At 74.8% G+C, this 13965-nt stretch carries 14 protein-coding genes; 8 read left to right on the top strand and 6 right to left on the bottom strand.

Annotated features, from left to right (window positions below; all coding sequences use genetic code 11):
- Positions 1-177 precede the first annotated feature (177 nt).
- Positions 178-867 carry a DJ-1/PfpI family protein gene (locus AC3IX6_RS34920; RefSeq protein ID WP_489367276.1) on the top strand — a complete coding sequence of 230 codons (690 nt, stop codon included), beginning with the start codon at positions 178-180 and terminating at the stop codon, positions 865-867.
- A 181-nt stretch (positions 868-1048) separates the two neighbouring features.
- Positions 1049-1588 carry a hypothetical protein gene (locus tag AC3IX6_RS34925; RefSeq protein WP_489367277.1) on the top strand — a complete coding sequence of 180 codons (540 nt, stop codon included), beginning with the start codon at positions 1049-1051 and terminating at the stop codon, positions 1586-1588.
- 24 nt (positions 1589-1612) lie between these two features.
- On the opposite strand, the gene AC3IX6_RS34930 is transcribed toward AC3IX6_RS34925, so the two are convergent.
- Positions 1613-2551 (bottom strand): ADP-ribosylglycohydrolase family protein, encoded by a 939-nt coding sequence (locus AC3IX6_RS34930; RefSeq protein ID WP_489371654.1) that lies wholly within the window; start codon positions 2549-2551, stop codon positions 1613-1615.
- Between the two features lie 26 nt (positions 2552-2577).
- Entirely contained in the window at positions 2578-3177 is a 600-nt protein-coding gene (locus AC3IX6_RS34935; protein ID WP_489367278.1) for a TetR/AcrR family transcriptional regulator, read from the bottom strand.
- Between the two features lie 90 nt (positions 3178-3267).
- On the opposite strand from AC3IX6_RS34935, the gene AC3IX6_RS34940 reads away from it, so the two are divergent.
- Genes AC3IX6_RS34940 through AC3IX6_RS34955 form a run of 4 tightly spaced genes read left to right on the top strand, consistent with a single transcriptional unit; the run spans position 3268 to position 7080 of the window.
- Positions 3268-4344, top strand: a complete 1077-nt coding sequence (locus tag AC3IX6_RS34940) for an FAD-dependent oxidoreductase (protein ID WP_489367279.1) — start codon at positions 3268-3270, stop codon at positions 4342-4344.
- A 56-nt stretch (positions 4345-4400) separates the two neighbouring features.
- On the top strand, positions 4401-4916 hold the full coding sequence (locus tag AC3IX6_RS34945; protein WP_489367280.1) for a hypothetical protein: 516 nt from the start codon (positions 4401-4403) through the stop codon (positions 4914-4916).
- A 40-nt stretch (positions 4917-4956) separates the two neighbouring features.
- Entirely contained in the window at positions 4957-6576 is a 1620-nt protein-coding gene (lnt, locus tag AC3IX6_RS34950; RefSeq protein WP_489367281.1) for an apolipoprotein N-acyltransferase, read from the top strand.
- A 9-nt stretch (positions 6577-6585) separates the two neighbouring features.
- A complete protein-coding gene (locus tag AC3IX6_RS34955) occupies positions 6586-7080 on the top strand; it encodes an NUDIX hydrolase (RefSeq protein WP_489367282.1) in 495 nt (164 codons plus the stop codon).
- 31 nt (positions 7081-7111) lie between these two features.
- Here AC3IX6_RS34955 and AC3IX6_RS34960 read toward each other — a convergent pair whose 3' ends face one another.
- Complete coding sequence (locus tag AC3IX6_RS34960) at positions 7112-7891, bottom strand: trypsin-like serine peptidase (RefSeq protein ID WP_489367283.1); 780 nt, start codon at positions 7889-7891, stop codon at positions 7112-7114.
- Positions 7892-7992: 101 nt separating this feature from the next.
- Positions 7993-9480 carry a glycosyltransferase family 39 protein gene (locus tag AC3IX6_RS34965; protein ID WP_489367284.1) on the bottom strand — a complete coding sequence of 496 codons (1488 nt, stop codon included), beginning with the start codon at positions 9478-9480 and terminating at the stop codon, positions 7993-7995.
- A gap of 194 nt (positions 9481-9674) precedes the next feature.
- On the opposite strand from AC3IX6_RS34965, the gene AC3IX6_RS34970 reads away from it, so the two are divergent.
- Positions 9675-10964: an ATP-binding protein gene (locus AC3IX6_RS34970; protein WP_489367285.1), complete on the top strand. Its 1290-nt coding sequence runs from the start codon at positions 9675-9677 to the stop codon at positions 10962-10964.
- 390 nt (positions 10965-11354) lie between these two features.
- On the top strand, positions 11355-11687 hold the full coding sequence (locus tag AC3IX6_RS34975; protein ID WP_489367286.1) for a DUF6191 domain-containing protein: 333 nt from the start codon (positions 11355-11357) through the stop codon (positions 11685-11687).
- Here AC3IX6_RS34975 and AC3IX6_RS34980 read toward each other — a convergent pair.
- Both AC3IX6_RS34980 and AC3IX6_RS34985 read right to left on the bottom strand, forming a co-directional pair.
- Positions 11665-12297 carry a hypothetical protein gene (locus AC3IX6_RS34980; protein WP_489367287.1) on the bottom strand — a complete coding sequence of 211 codons (633 nt, stop codon included), beginning with the start codon at positions 12295-12297 and terminating at the stop codon, positions 11665-11667. The two genes, AC3IX6_RS34975 and AC3IX6_RS34980, sit on opposite strands and share 23 nt — an antisense overlap.
- Complete coding sequence (locus AC3IX6_RS34985) at positions 12294-13913, bottom strand: serine/threonine-protein kinase (RefSeq protein ID WP_489367288.1); 1620 nt, start codon at positions 13911-13913, stop codon at positions 12294-12296. The genes AC3IX6_RS34980 and AC3IX6_RS34985 overlap by 4 nt, the downstream gene beginning before the upstream one ends.
- Between the last annotated feature and the right edge of the window lie 52 nt (positions 13914-13965).

Below are 13965 nucleotides of genomic sequence, written 5' to 3' on the forward strand. Positions count from 1 at the left end.
TGCTCGGACCGCAGCTCTGTACAGGTCAGAGGGGTGGGCGGAGGACTAGGGGCGCTGTGGCGTTATCCCGTTGGAAGGTGTCATTAATGCCACTGGGGCAGCGGGCGCCGGACCCATAGCGTCAAGGGTGAGCCCGGACCGGCACGGACCGGGCCGCCGCACGCGGAGGAACCCTTCATGCACGCCCAGATCGTCCTGTTCGACGGCTTCGATCCACTCGACGTCATCGCCCCCTACGAGGTGCTGCACGCCGGGAGCTTCGCATCCGGCGGCGCGGTGAGCGTGGAACTGGTCTCCGCCGAAGGGCCGCGCGAAGTGGTCAGCGGCACCGGGGGACTCGTGCTGCGCGCCACGGGCGCCCTGGACCCCGGCCGCGCGGGCCTGGTCCTGGTTCCCGGCGCCTCGGGCCGTGTCGGAGAACCCGGCGAGGTCCCGGACCTCGACGCGGGCGAGGGGCAGTGGCGCCAGGACGAGTTCATCCCCGTCCTGATCGGCCGCACCCTGACCACCGAGCTGCCCGCCCTGCTCGCGGCGGCGATGGCCAACCCGCGGATGACGGTCGCCGCGGTGTGCGGCGGCTCGCTCGTCCTGGCCATGGCCGGCCTGCTGGAGGGCCGCCACGCCACCACCCACCATCTGGGCCTCGACGCGCTCGACGCCACCGGCGCCCGCGCCGTGCGCGCCCGCCTCGTCGACGACGGGGACCTCGTCACCGGCGCCGGTGTCACCTCCGGGCTCGACCTGGGGCTGTACCTGCTGGAGCGGGAGGTGGGCCCGAGGATCGCGCAGGCCGTGGAGGAACTGTTCGCCCATGAACGCCGCGGCACCGTCTGGCGCGAGCGGGGCCCGGTCCCCGCCGGTTTCTGACCGGCGCACCCCCGCGCCCGGTACCGGTGCCCGTGCCCGCCCTGCCCCGTCCCGACCCTCGAGGAAAGAACCACAGCATGTCCATGCCCCTGTCCGTTGAAGGAACCCGGGACCTGACCGTCTCCACGCCCACCGGCCGGCGCCGCGCCACCGGCCTCCGGACGGACGCGGAGCCGCGCCCGTGACGAAGCTCTTCCTCTCCCTCCACGTCCTCGCCGCCGTTCTGGCCATCGGGCCGGTCACCGTCGCCGCGAGCATGTTCCCCGCGGCGCTGCGCCGCGCCACGGGCGCATCAGGCGACGGTGCCCCGGGCGACGGCACCCCGGGTGACCGCGACGCCCTCGCGAACCTGCGGTTGCTGCACCGCGTCTGCCGGGTCTACGCGGCCGTTGGTACCGCGGTTCCCGTCCTCGGGTTCGCCACCGCCAGCAGCCTCGGCGTCCTCGGCAGCGGATGGCTGATCGTCTCGATCGTGCTGACCACCGCCGCGGCCGCGGTCCTCGCCCTGCTGATCCTTCCGGGCCAGGACGCCGCCCTCAGTGCCCTGCAGGGGCACGGGCAGGGGGAGGAGCACGAGCCGGAGCAGGGTCCCGGTCCCGGTCCCGGTTCCGCTGCCCGGTCCGCCGCTCGCCTCGCGATGCTCACCGGGGTCTTCAACCTGCTGTGGGCCACCGTGACCGTCCTGATGATCATCCGCCCGGGCTCCACCACGGGAGCCTGACGGTTCCGCACCGCCGTCCGGGGCCTACGCCTCCCGGGCGGCGGCCGCCCCGGCCGTCGCGAGGCGCCGGGCCAGTTCCCGTAGCCCGGCGGCGTCCAGTACGTGGTCCCCGTAGCCCGGTACGGGTACGTGCAACGGGGCCGTCCAGGACTCCGGGACCGCCGCCGCGCCGTACCGCGCCCCGGCCAGGGTGCCGGTCACCGCGGCCACCGTGTCGGTGTCGCCGCCCAGGTCCACGGCGGCCCGTACGGCCTCCGCGAAGCCCGTCGTGGTGCGCAGCGCCCACACCGCCGAGCCCAGGCAGGGCCACACCGCCCCGTTGAACTCGGTGGCCAGGTCCGGATGCCAGTCGGGGGCCAGGACCCGCGCGTACCGCTCGCGGTGGTCCGGGTGCACCTGTTCCAGCGTCGCGGGCAGCGCGCGGAGCGGGTCGCCATCGTCCAGGGCCACGCGTACGAGCTCGTGCAGGACGGCCGTCCCCTCCCAGGCGGCCCGGTCCCCGTGGGTGAGCGCCGCGATCCGCCGGGCGGCGGCCATGGTCGCGTCCCGCCCGGAGGGGGCGAAGTACACCGCCGAGGTCGAGGCGCGCATCAGGGAACCGTTGCCCGCCGCCCGCGCGTTGAGCTGGAAGTGCAGCGCGGCGGCCAGGTCCCACGGGTCGCCGCCGGTCAGCACGATCTCCGTCTGCAGCCCGATGTCCTTGGGGTCCCCGGCCGCCCAGCGCCGGAACCGGTCGAAGACGTCGGGGAGTTCCAGCCCGCCGCACTCCAGCAGGGACTCGCCGACCAGCACCGCCATCTGCGTGTCGTCGCTGGCCTCGCCCGGATCCCAGCCGCCGCCCCCGCGCATCTCCTCGCCGCGGGCGCTCAACTGCCCGGCGGGCCCGAACTCGTAGGGCGCACCGAGCGCATCCCCGACCGCCGAGCCGAGCACGGCGCCGACGGCACGGTCGAGCCGCTCGATCCGCTCGGCACGGTCGGTCCCGTCGGTCACGGGGCCTCCTCCTTCGGTGCGGGGGATGCGGAGTCCAGCAGGCCGCGGGCGAAGGCGTCCAAGTCGTCCAGCCCGGCCGCGGCCAGGGTGGTCGGGGCGCCCGTCAGGAGGTGGAGGACGGCCCCGTGCAGCGCGAGGGTGAGGGCGCGGGCCCGCTCCGGACCGGCCGGCAGTCCGGCGGTCGCCAGCAGGTGCCCGAACGCCGCGAAGTCGGCCGCCGCGATCGGGTCCAGCAGCGCGGCCAGCCACGGTCGCCGGGTCGCCTCCGCCTGGAGCTCCATGTACGCCACGACGCGCGGCCGACCGGTTCCGGCCGTATCGCGGAGCAGTCCGGCGAGCAGCGCGGCGAGTCCGGCCCGGTCGCCCGGCCCGGGGCCGGCCCCGGCGAGCCGGGCGGCGAGTGCCCGGTACTGCTCCAGGCAGCGCTCGGCGACCGCGCGCAGCAGGGCGTCGCGGGTCGGGAAGTAGTTCTTGGAGGTGCCGAGCGGCACGTCCGCCGCCGCGTCGACGGCCCGGTGGGTCAGGCCCCGCCCGCCCGCCTCGGCGAGCACCTCGATGGCCGCGTCGCGCAGCCGGTCCCTGCGATCCTGGTTCACCTTGTCAGCTTAACCACATCCGTGGTACCACAGATGTGGCACCACAGTTGTGGTGGTCGAGCGAGGCCGACTCGAACGAGGGGGTGCGCCATGGGGGAGAGTGCTCGGGGCAAGGGTGCGGAGCGGGGTTCCGCGGTGGTCGTCGGCGCCGGGGTCGGCGGTCTCGCCACCGCCATCGGCCTGCGCCGGGCCGGATGGGCGGTGGCCGTTCTGGAGCGCCGGGCCGTGCCGGAGCGGTACGGCACCGCCTTCGGCATCCACCCCACCGCCCAGGCGGCCCTGGACCGGCTCGGCCTCGGAGGCGCGCTCCGGGAGCGCGCGGTCCCGTACCGCGACGCGCTGATCCGGCGCCCCGACGGCCGGGTGCTGGCCGCCCTCCCGCTGGAGCGGATCGAACGCAAGGCGGGCCGCCCCGAACTCCTCATCTCACGGCCCTACTTGATCGACGCGCTCCTCGCCGAGCTCGCACGGCTCGGCGGCACGGAGATCGCGTACGGCCGGCCCTACGAGGCTTCGGCCGCGCGGGGCGCCGACCTCCTCGTCGGCGCCGACGGGATCCACAGCGCGGTCCGCGCCGCTCGCTTCGAGGGCGGGAGCCGGCCGCACGAGCTCGGCACCACGGCCTGGATCGGCACCGCCGGTTTCGAGACCGGCGTCTACGGCGAGACCTGGGGCCGGGGCCGCTTCTTCGGGATGACCCCGGTCGAACCCGGTCGTACCAACTGGTACGCCACCGTTCCCGAGGCCACCACCGCCGACGAATTGCGGGCCGCCTTCGCCGGCTGGCACGACCCCATCCCGCGCGTGCTCGCCGACACCGACCCGCAGACCTGGATCCGCTACCGGATGCGCCACCTCCACCCGGCGCTGCCCGCTTTCACCCGCACGGCCGGGCCCGGGCCGGTCGCGCTCGTCGGCGACGCGGCGCACGCCATGACGCCGAACCTCGGCCAGGGCGCCTGCACCGCGCTCCTCGACGCGGAGGCCCTCACCCGGGCGGTCGCCGCCCGCGGCCCCGGGGGCCTGCCCGCGGCCCTGCGGGCGTACGAGGGCGAGCGCCGCCGCAGCGCCCAGCGGGTGGCATTCGGCTCCCGGACCCTGCACCGCTTCATGACCGTCCGCCGCCCGGCCCTGCGCGACGCGCTCGTCGGCCTGCTACCCGGCTAGCGATTCGGGTCAAGAGGCCGGTGGCGGCCCTGGGGAACGTGAGTACGCTGCTACACATGACGGGTCACCCGCCGGGGCCGCTCTGGACGGGCCGGGCCTCCAACCGTGTGCAGTGGCTGCTCGCCGGAGCCGGTGCGGCCTTTCTGGCGCTCGGGATCGAGATCGCCGTCGACCACGCCTGGGACACCGGGATCGTCGCGCTGCTCATGGCGGTGATCGGCTGTCTCGCCGCGGGCCTGCTCATCCTCTTCGGCACCCTCGCCTTCGTGCACGCCGCCGTCACCGTGGACGCCGAGGCCGTCGAGGTGCGCTGCGGGCACATCGGGCTGCCGCGCCGCAGGATCCGGCTCACGGACGTGGAGGCGGCCGAGTACGTGCCCCGGATCACCCCGCAGCAGTGGGGCGGCTGGGGCTACCGCTGGCGCCCCGAGCGCGGCACCGCCGTCATCGTCCGGCGCGGCGAGGGGCTGGAGCTGCGGCTCGGCGACGGCAAGCTCTTCACCGTCACGGTCGACGACGCGGAGAACGCGGTCCGCGTGATCCGCACCCATCTGCGTGCGCTGGCCCACTGACTCCGCCACCGGCACAGCGAGGGGACGTACACTCCGCCAGATGAGCAGCAGTGCGACCCGCGCGGCCGGGAACGAAGCCGGGAACGATGCCGGGAACGACCGAGGGCCGGTGCCGGTGCGGGAAGCCGTGGCGGGTACGGCCGGGCGGCGGTGGGCCGGCCGGCTCGCGCGGCCCGCGTGCGCCGTCCTCTCCGGAGTGCTCCTCTACCTGAGCTTCCCGCCCCGCCCCCTGTGGTGGCTGGCCCCTCTCGCCCTCGCCCTGCTCGGCTGGTGCCTGTACGGGCGCCGCGCCCGGTCCGGTTTCGGCCTCGGCGTGCTGCACGGCCTCGGCTTCCTGCTGCCGCTGCTCGTCTGGACCGGCGAGGGCGTCGGCCCGGTGCCGTGGCTGGCGCTCGTCACCCTCGAATCCCTGCTGATCGGCCTCACCGCCCTCGGCATCGCCCTCGTCAGCCGGCTCCCCGCCTGGCCGCTGTGGGGCGCCGCCGTCTGGATCGCCGGCGAGGCACTGCGCGCCAGGGCCCCCTTCGGCGGCTTCCCCTGGGGCAAGCTCGCCTTCGGCCAGCCCGACGGGGTCTTCCTGCCGCTCGCCGCGCTCGGCGGCACCCCGCTGCTCTCCTTCGCCGTGGCCCTGTGCGGATTCGGGCTGTACGAGGTCCTGCGCGTCGGCGCCGACACCCGCCGGGCCACCGCCGCGCTGCTCGCCGCCACCGCCGTGGCCGCCCCGCTCGCCGGGGCGCTGGCCGCCCGGCCGCTGGTCACCGACGCCGCCGAGGACGGCACGGTGGTGGCCGCCGTCATCCAGGGCAACGTCCCGCGCGCCGGATTCGACTTCAACGCCCAGCGCCGCCAGGTCCTGGACAACCACGCCAACCGCACCATCCAGCTTGCCCAGGACGTCAAGCTCGGCAAGGTGGCGAAACCGGACTTCGTCGTCTGGCCGGAGAACTCCTCCGACATCGACCCGTACGCCGAGCCCGACGCCTACGCCGTCATCGACAACGCGGTCAAGACCATCGGGGTGCCCGTCGCCATCGGCTCCGTACTGGCCCCGGAGACCGGCCCGCTGCGCAACACGATGATCCTGTGGGACCCGGTGAAGGGCCCCGTCGACACCTACGACAAGCGCAAGATCCAGCCCTTCGGAGAGCGCATCCCGATGCGCTCCTTCGTCCGGCTCTTCAGCTCCGACGTGGACCGGGTGCAGCGCGACTTCGGCCCCGGCAAGGAGCCCGGGGTCTTCGACATGGCGGGCAGCGGGATCGGCATGGTCACCTGCTACGAAGCCGCCTTCGACGACGCCGTCCGCTCCACCGTCCAGGCCGGAGCCCAGGTCATCGCCGTGCCCAGCAACAACGCCACCTTCGGCCGCACCGAGATGACCTACCAGCAGCTCGCCATGGACCGGGTGCGGGCCGTGGAGCACAGCCGGACGGTCCTGGTGCCCGTCACCAGCGGGGTCAGCGCCGTGATCCGGCCCGACGGCAAGATCGTGCAGCAGACGAAGATGTTCACGGCCGACGCCCTGGTCGCCGAGATCCCGCTGCGCTCCGCGCAGACCCCGGCCACCCGCTTCGGCCCGCTCGCCGAGTACCTCCTGCTGGCCGTGGCCGCGGCCGGACTCGGCTGGACCTTCGCACGCCGGACGCGCAAGGCCTCGTAGGGTCGGGGAATGACCACACCTGACTTCATCCGCACCCTGCGCGCCACCGCCGGGCACCAGTTGCTGCTGCTGCCCGGGGTGACCGCCGTCGTCGTCGACGACCTGGGGCGGGTCCTGCTGGGCCGGCGCGCCGACACCGGCCGGTGGTCGGTGGTCGGCGGGATCGCGGAGCCGGGGGAGCAGCCGGCCGACACGGCGGTGCGCGAGGTGTACGAGGAGACGGCGGTGCGGTGCGTACCGGAGCGCGTGGTGCTGGTGCAGATGCTCCCGCCGACGACCTACGCGAACGGGGACGTCTGCCAGTTCCAGGACATCACCTTCCGCTGCCGGGCCACGGGCGGGCAGGCGCGGGTCAACGACAACGAGTCGCTGGAGGTGGCCTGGTTCGCACCGGACGCGCTGCCGGAGCCGCTGGAGTCCTTCGCGGTGGAGCGGATCCGCCAGGCCCTGCGGGACGAGCCGACCTGGTTCGAGGCCGCCGACGCCGCGGCCCCCGGCCTCTGACCGCCCCCGCCCCGGCCCCGGCGGGCCGGGCTCAGCCGTTGTCGGACGCCTCGCGGTAGAGCTCCGCCGCCTGGTCGCCCATCACCGCGCTGTACGAGACCTCCGGCACGGTGCCGCCGCCCTCGTGGCCCCCGAGGACGCCCGCGACGGCGCCGTCGACGAGCCAGGGGCTGCCGCTGGTGCCGCCGCCGAGGTCCGGGCACTCGATGCGGCGCTGGGTCCCGGAGAACAGGGTCGTCGCGTTGGAGCAGGACAGCGGGGACTCGTCGCGGCTCGGGTAGCCCACGATGGACACCGTGGCGTCGGCCGGCTGCCGGGCCGCGACCGGGAAGCCCCCGACGAGGTCCTCGACCGGCCGGCCCTCCAGCGGGGCCACCGTAACGAAGGCGATGTCGGCGTCGGGGTCCTCGCCGTCCGTCCAGCCCGGGGCCACGTACATGCCGGTGAGCTTCCACAGGCCGTACGGGGCTTCGCCGTCGCGGTAGCCGGGGGCGAAGTAGGTGGTGTCCAGGCTGCCCAGGCAGTGCGCGGCGGTGACGATCACGTCCCGGTCCTCGCTGCGCACCACGGACGCGGTGCAGAAGTGTCCGCCGTCGAGGCCGCCCGCGAACAGCGCGCCGACCCGCGCGGACGTCGCATCGGCCGCGGCCGTGCGCGTGACCCCGAGCGGCGGCTCGGCGAGCGCGTCGGGGAGGTCGACGCCGATCAGGGCCGTCATCACGGCCAGCGCGAGCAGGACCCTGGAAGCGCGCCGGCCACGGGCACGGGCGCGGGAGCGGCGGTCCGGTCGGGAGGGAAGGCGCTGGATCATGCTCCGAGCCTCACGGGGGAACCTGTGACCGGGACCGCGGAATCCTTGTGAATCCCCTGTGAATCGGCGGGCGGACGGACGGCCGGGCAGGCCTCCGGACCTCAGCCGCGCCGCTCGTACACCGTCACCCGGCGGCCGCGGACCTGCCGGTCCTCCACCACGGTGAACTCCGCCCGCAGGACGGCCGCCTTCGCCCGGTCCGCCGCGGAGCCCGAGGGCTTGGCAGCCGCCTTCCCCGAGTCCGTCACCAGGAGGACCCGCCGCTGTTCCCGCAGGGCCGCCGAGATCCGTGCCGGGGAGGCCTCCTCGCCCTTCAGGGTCCCCGACTCCGCGGGGTCGCGGGCCAGCGCGACGTCCCGCAGGCCGGTGAACGCCCCGGGTGAGACCAGCGCGGTGTCCCGCCGGGCCGCCGGGACGAAGAGCACCGCGTCGCCGTCCCGCTTCAGCGCGGACACCTCCCCGGCCACCGCCAGGACGTCGTCCACCCGGCTGGCCGGGGACCGGTCGGCCAGGGCCACGGGCAGCAGCGCCACCGCCGCGACCGCGACCAGGGCCGGCACGAGCGCGCCCGAGGCCCTCGGGTACCGGGGCGCGAGGGCCCGTACGGCCGCGCCCAGTGCCGCACCGATCAGCAGGGCCAGACCCAGCATGGAGAACAGCACGTACCGGTCCAGGAACAGCGGCTGGACCAGGGAGGCGGCGGCCAGCCCCAGCAGGGGCACCGCCAGCAGCGGCAGTCCGACCGAGGCCGCCGTCAGCCGGGCCGGGAGACCGGCGTGCGGCCCGCCCCGGCGGCCCGCCCACGCACCCAGCGCGCCGACCGCGAGCAGGACGCCCGGGCCGATCATCATGTGCCAGGTCAGCGGCGGGATCCAGGAGACCTGCCCGGACTGGGTCCGGCTGAACAGGATCAGCGGCAGCGCCCCCGCCACGGCCGCCGCGGAGGCGAGCAGCCATGGAGCCACGACACCGCGCCGGGCCCGCGTCCACCACAGGGTCACCGCGTGGGCGGGCAGGATCAGCAGGGAGAACCAGTTCAGCAGGGCGCAGACCAGCACGAGAGCCCCGTACGCCGTCCAGCGCGGCCACGTCCGCCGCGCAGGACCGGCTCCGCCGCCCGCGATCAGCGAGACGAGCAGCAGGGTCGACAGTCCGGCCCCGCCCGCGATCAGCGCGTACGCCCGGCCCTCCTGGAGCTGGAACTGCACGGCCGGCAGCAGCCCGAGCGCCAGGCCGCCGCCCAGCCCCGCCCACGGGCCCGCCAGCCGGCGCCCGATCAGCGCCACACAGCCGGCGGCGACCGACACCGCCAGCACCGAGGGCAGGCGCAGGGTGGTCGTGCTCGCCCCGAACACCTCGAAGAGCAGGTGCATCAGCAGGTAGTACAGGCCGTGGACCGCGTCCACGTTGCCGAGCAGGTGCCAGATCTCGCCGGCGGAGCGCTCCGCCACCTGCCAGGTCGCCGCCTCGTCCCGCCACACGCTGTTCTGCCGGGAGAGCCCCCACAGTCCGAGCGTCAGTGTCCAGAGGACCGGCACCAGCCACACGAGGTACGGCCGTCGCAGGCCGGTTGATATGTGGGAACTCATGAAAGCTTGACGATCCTCGGGCAACTGTTCGGGCGGAAAGCACCAGTCTATGGACGATACGGAGGGTTCCCCGACCGGCTGTTGTGCACGACGGAGCGTGATCAAGCGGCCCGCCCGCCCCTAGCCTCGCGGCAGCAAGGTGCGCAGCAGGCACGCAGCAGGCACGCAGGAGCACGAACGAGGGGCGGTACCCGGTGAACTGGCTGATCCACGACTACCGCGAGAGCGATCTCGCGGCCGTTGTCCATCTGATCGACACCACGGCCGAACTCGGCCAGGAGTCGGTCTTCTCACTCGCCGAATGCATCAGCGCCCTCACCGACCGGCAGCCCTGCGTGGTCGCCGTCCACCAGGGCGTCCCCATCGGCGCCGCCCTCGCCTGCGTCACCGGCGAACGCGCCTGGGTCATGCGCATCGCCATCGCCTCCGGCTGGCGCGGCCGGGGCCTGGCCAGTGCGCTGCTCGTGGAGCTGGAGCGGCGGCTGATCGCCGCCCGCGTCGGGCGCATCGCGTACGTCCTGCCCGAGGAGGACCTGCTCGGAGAGGGCCTGCTCAACGCCGGCTACACCCGGCAGCCCGCCGTCGCCTACTTCGAGAAGACCGAGCCGCTGCACGGCCCGGCCGCCGGTCTCCTGGACGACCTCGGCGGCCGCTTCCTGCCGAGCGACCTGTGGGCCAAGGTCGCCGGCATGGAGACGGAGAAGGACCTCATCGAGCGGCGCGTGGTGCTGCCGCTCGCCGAGCCCGAACGGGCCGCCGCGCACGGGGTGCGGCCGCCGCGCGCCATCACCCTCTTCGGCCCGCCCGGCACCGGCAAGACCACCTTCGCCCGGGCCATCGCCTCCCGGCTCGGCTGGCCCTTCGTGGAACTGCTGCCCTCCCGCCTCGCCGACGAGGGCAACCTCGCGGCCGCGCTGCGCGACGCGTTCGCCCGCATCGCCGAGCTGGAAAGGGTGCTCGTCTTCATCGACGAGGTCGAGGAGATCGCACCCGTGCGCACCGAGCCCGCCCAGCCCGGCGGGATCCACGGCGTGACCAACGAGCTGCTCAAACTGATACCCGGCTTCCGCGAGGGCGACGAACGGCTGCTGGTCTGCGCGACCAACTCCATCCGTTCCCTCGACCCGGCCTTCCTGCGCCCCGGCCGCTTCGACTACCTGATCCCGATCGGCACCCCGGACGCGGGCGCCCGCGCCGCGATCTGGGGCCGGTACACGGCGGGCCGTCCCGATGTGGACGTGGCGGCGCTGGTCGAGGCCAGCGAGCTGTTCACCCCGGCCGACATCGAGCACGCGGCGCGGATCGCCGCGCAGGTGTCCTTCGAGCGGGACCTGGAGGCGGTGGGCGCGCGCGGCGCGGCGGCGGCCCAGCTGGGCGCGAGCACCGAGGACTACCTGGCGGCGGTGGCGCAGTGCCGCCCGACGGTGACCCCGGCGATGACGGGAGAGTTCGCGGCGGACATCACCGCGCACGCCCGCTTCTGACGGGGCGGCGCCCCGAAGGGAGCCGCCCGAGCCGCCCGCCCGCCACGGACGGGCAGGCGGAAATGGCCCGCAGCCACTCCCCAAAGCGGCTGCGGGCCTCCCGCACGGACTTGGCATCCGTGCGGGACGGCCACGTTCCGTTGGGGTGTATCGCCGGCTGGAACGTGGCAGTGAAGGTGCCGGGAGGGCCGCATCCCTGATGCCCTCGCCGACACCTTCGAGTCAACCAGGGGCGGGGGTGGCGGCGCCTCGGCCGCACGGCCACGATCGCCCCGGCCGGAAGGACCGGTCCGCGTGCCCGGGCCGTTGGCCGAAAGGGGGACCGGGGTTAGCGGGTGTCTTGTCGGTCGAGCCCGGCCTGATCGGCAAGACACCCGCTAGGGTCGGGCCATGGCCTTCGTCGTCTTCATGACCCTTCCCGGGCTGGCGCTGCTGCTCACGGCCATCGCCTTCCTCGACCTCACGCTGGAACGCGCGGGCCGCGCCGGACTGCTGCCCTGGCGCTGGAACGGCCGCAAGGGACAGATGTCCTCGACCGGCTTCGAGCAGCTGCACGCGAGCTTCTCGCCCGGCAAGCAGAACGAGCTCAAGGAGCGGCAGAGCGCGCTGATCATGCGCGACGACGAGGAGGACGGCGCCCCGCCCCGCTCCCGCGTGGACCTCGACGGCGGGCGCGCGGTGATCCGGCTGTCTGCCACCGTCAGGGGCGGCAGCGGTACGTGAACTCCGCCGCGGCCGTGCGCCGTACCGGCGAGACGAGCTCCAGCTCGGCCTTCGCGGGGTGGGTGCCCGCGCCCTGGAAGGTCCACAGCAGGTGCAGCCGGGCCTCCTTCCGGCCGCTCGGCACCCGCTCCCTGAGCTGCTCCGAGCGCGTGCCGTCACTGCGCAGCCAGCGGTAGGTGAGGACCCCCGGCCGCCCGTTGGTCCGTACGACGGCCACCACGTCGGCGGTCCCGTCGCAGCCGGGACCCTTGGCGTCGGCGGCATCGGTGGACACCGCCAGGTCCCGGACCTCCAGGGCCGGGCCGTAGCGCTGCCAGCCCAGGTAGCAGAGGACCCCGATCAGGACCACGGCGGCCAGGGTGTAGCGCCGCCACTCGCTCCGCCGGCGGGGGGCCGGGGCCGCGTACAGCGGGAACGGCGCGGGCAGCGCGGCCGTCACCCCCGGTCCGAAGCGCAGGACCGACCCCTCGACCCGGTCGGGCACGGCACCGGCCGGTACGTCGAACCGTGCGGTCGGGCCGGTCCGTTCGGCCGGTCCGGTGATCCAGTGGCTGCCGAGCACGGTGGCGCTGTAGTCGTCGTCGCCCTGCGGGGCATGGGGATCGCTCATGCCGGCTTGCACCCCCGGATGTAGATGCTCTGGACGGAACTCTGGTTGGCGGCGGCCGGCTGCGTGGTGGCGCGGACGCTCCAGTAGCAGCCGGCGCCCTGCGCGAAGGTGTGCGCGAGGGTCTGCGTACCGGGGCTCCCGGCTCCGAACGCGACCGTCTGGCGCCCGTCGGGCACGGTCAGGGCGCCCTTGTCGTCACCGGTGAACCACTCGACGACCAGGGTGTACGGGCCCGCGCCGTCGCTTTCGACGGAGAAGGCGGCCTCGGTGGTACCCGGGGCCGTCTGCCGGAAGGACGTGACGTTCACCGCGGAGATCTTGACCTTCGGGGTCGGGGTCGGCGTCGGCGTGGGGGTCGCGGACGGGGTCGGGGACTTGGTCACCGTCCAGCTGGGCTTGGGTGTCGGCGTCGGCGTCGCCGTGGGGGTCGGCATCGTGTAGCTCGGACTCGGGCTCGCCGACGGTGACGCGGACGGGCTCGGTGTCGCCGTCGGTGACGCGGACAGGGTCGGCCCGGGCGCCGGCGTGGCCGGGCCGGGCGCCGACGCGCTCGACGTCGCGAAGGCGTTGAGGGCCATCGCGCCGCCCGGCTCGGAACCCACCGCCTGGTAGCCGAGTACGGCCATCAGCCCGAGCACGAGCGCAGCTCCCGCCGCGAGCAGCCCGCGCCCGCCCGGGGACCAGCCCGGGGGAGGCGGCGGCAGGACCGTCGTGGCCAGCGCGGTGACGCCCTGCGCCGGGGCGCCCGCCGAGGGGAACAGCAGGGGCAGCAGGGCCGCCAGCGCGGCCAGCTTGCGCTGTCCGCGCTCCTCCCACTGGGGCCCGTACGCCGCCAGGGCCACCGCCTCCAGCTCCGCGACGAACGCGTCGGCGTCCCCGGGCCGTTGTTCGGGCGCCTTCGCCAAGCCCCGCCGGATCAGCGGGCGCACCGGCTCGGGCGCCTCGGTCTCAGGGACCGGCGCCTCGATGTGCTGGACGGCGAGCTCGGCGAAGTTCTGCCCGTCGTACGGCTTGCGGCCGGTCAGGCATTCGAAGAAGGTCGCCGTCGCCGCGTACACGTCGGCCTCGGGCGAGGCGGGCCGGCCCTGCCACTGCTCCGGGGCCATGTACGCGGGGGTGCCCGCCGCCCCGGGGGTCGTGCCCAGGGGGGTGGCGATCCCGAAGTCCACCAGCTTGGAGGTCCCGTTGGCCGCGATCAGGACGTTCGCCGGCTTGTAGTCCCGGTGGACCACACCGGCCCGGTGGGCGTCGGCCAGCCCCAGCAGGGAGCCCTTCAGCAGCACCAGCGCCGCTTCCGGTCCGGTCCGTCCGCACTGCTTGAGCAGGGCGTTCAGCGGGATGCCGTCCACGAGCTCCATGACGATCGCGGCGCCGCCGGGCGCCTCGACGTACTCGTACAGACCGACCACGTAGGGGGAGCGCAGGGCGCCGAGCAGTTGGGCCTCCGCGCGGAACTCCCGGACGAAGACCGGGTTCTCGAGCATCCGGTCGTTCAGGTACTTCACCGCGACGGCCGTGCCGGTGCCCTCGTGGACCGCGAGGACCACGCGGCCGCTGGCGCCCGAACCGAGCTCGCGGACCTCCGAGTAACCGGGAACCGACCACACGCCGTTCATGCCTTCCCCCTTGCCGTGGCGTGACCGCGCCCCGGAGCCGGTCGTTCCATGG

It is taken from the genome of Streptomyces sp. GL_141, from assembly GCF_057834385.1.

Bases quoted from the DNA above. Each gene is read 5' to 3' on its own strand.
- AC3IX6_RS34920 (WP_489367276.1), top strand. From the start codon at position 178: ATGCACGCCCAGATCGTCCTGTTCGACGGCTTCGATCCACTCGACGTC.
- AC3IX6_RS34940 (WP_489367279.1), top strand. From the start codon at position 3,268: ATGGGGGAGAGTGCTCGGGGCAAGGGTGCGGAGCGGGGTTCCGCGGTG.
- AC3IX6_RS34945 (WP_489367280.1), top strand. From the start codon at position 4,401: ATGACGGGTCACCCGCCGGGGCCGCTCTGGACGGGCCGGGCCTCCAAC.
- lnt (WP_489367281.1), top strand. From the start codon at position 4,957: ATGAGCAGCAGTGCGACCCGCGCGGCCGGGAACGAAGCCGGGAACGAT.
- AC3IX6_RS34955 (WP_489367282.1), top strand. From the start codon at position 6,586: ATGACCACACCTGACTTCATCCGCACCCTGCGCGCCACCGCCGGGCAC.
- AC3IX6_RS34960 (WP_489367283.1), bottom strand. From the start codon at position 7,891: ATGATCCAGCGCCTTCCCTCCCGACCGGACCGCCGCTCCCGCGCCCGT.
- AC3IX6_RS34965 (WP_489367284.1), bottom strand. From the start codon at position 9,480: ATGAGTTCCCACATATCAACCGGCCTGCGACGGCCGTACCTCGTGTGG.
- AC3IX6_RS34975 (WP_489367286.1), top strand. From the start codon at position 11,355: ATGGCCTTCGTCGTCTTCATGACCCTTCCCGGGCTGGCGCTGCTGCTC.
- AC3IX6_RS34980 (WP_489367287.1), bottom strand. From the start codon at position 12,297: ATGAGCGATCCCCATGCCCCGCAGGGCGACGACGACTACAGCGCCACC.
- AC3IX6_RS34985 (WP_489367288.1), bottom strand. From the start codon at position 13,913: ATGAACGGCGTGTGGTCGGTTCCCGGTTACTCGGAGGTCCGCGAGCTC.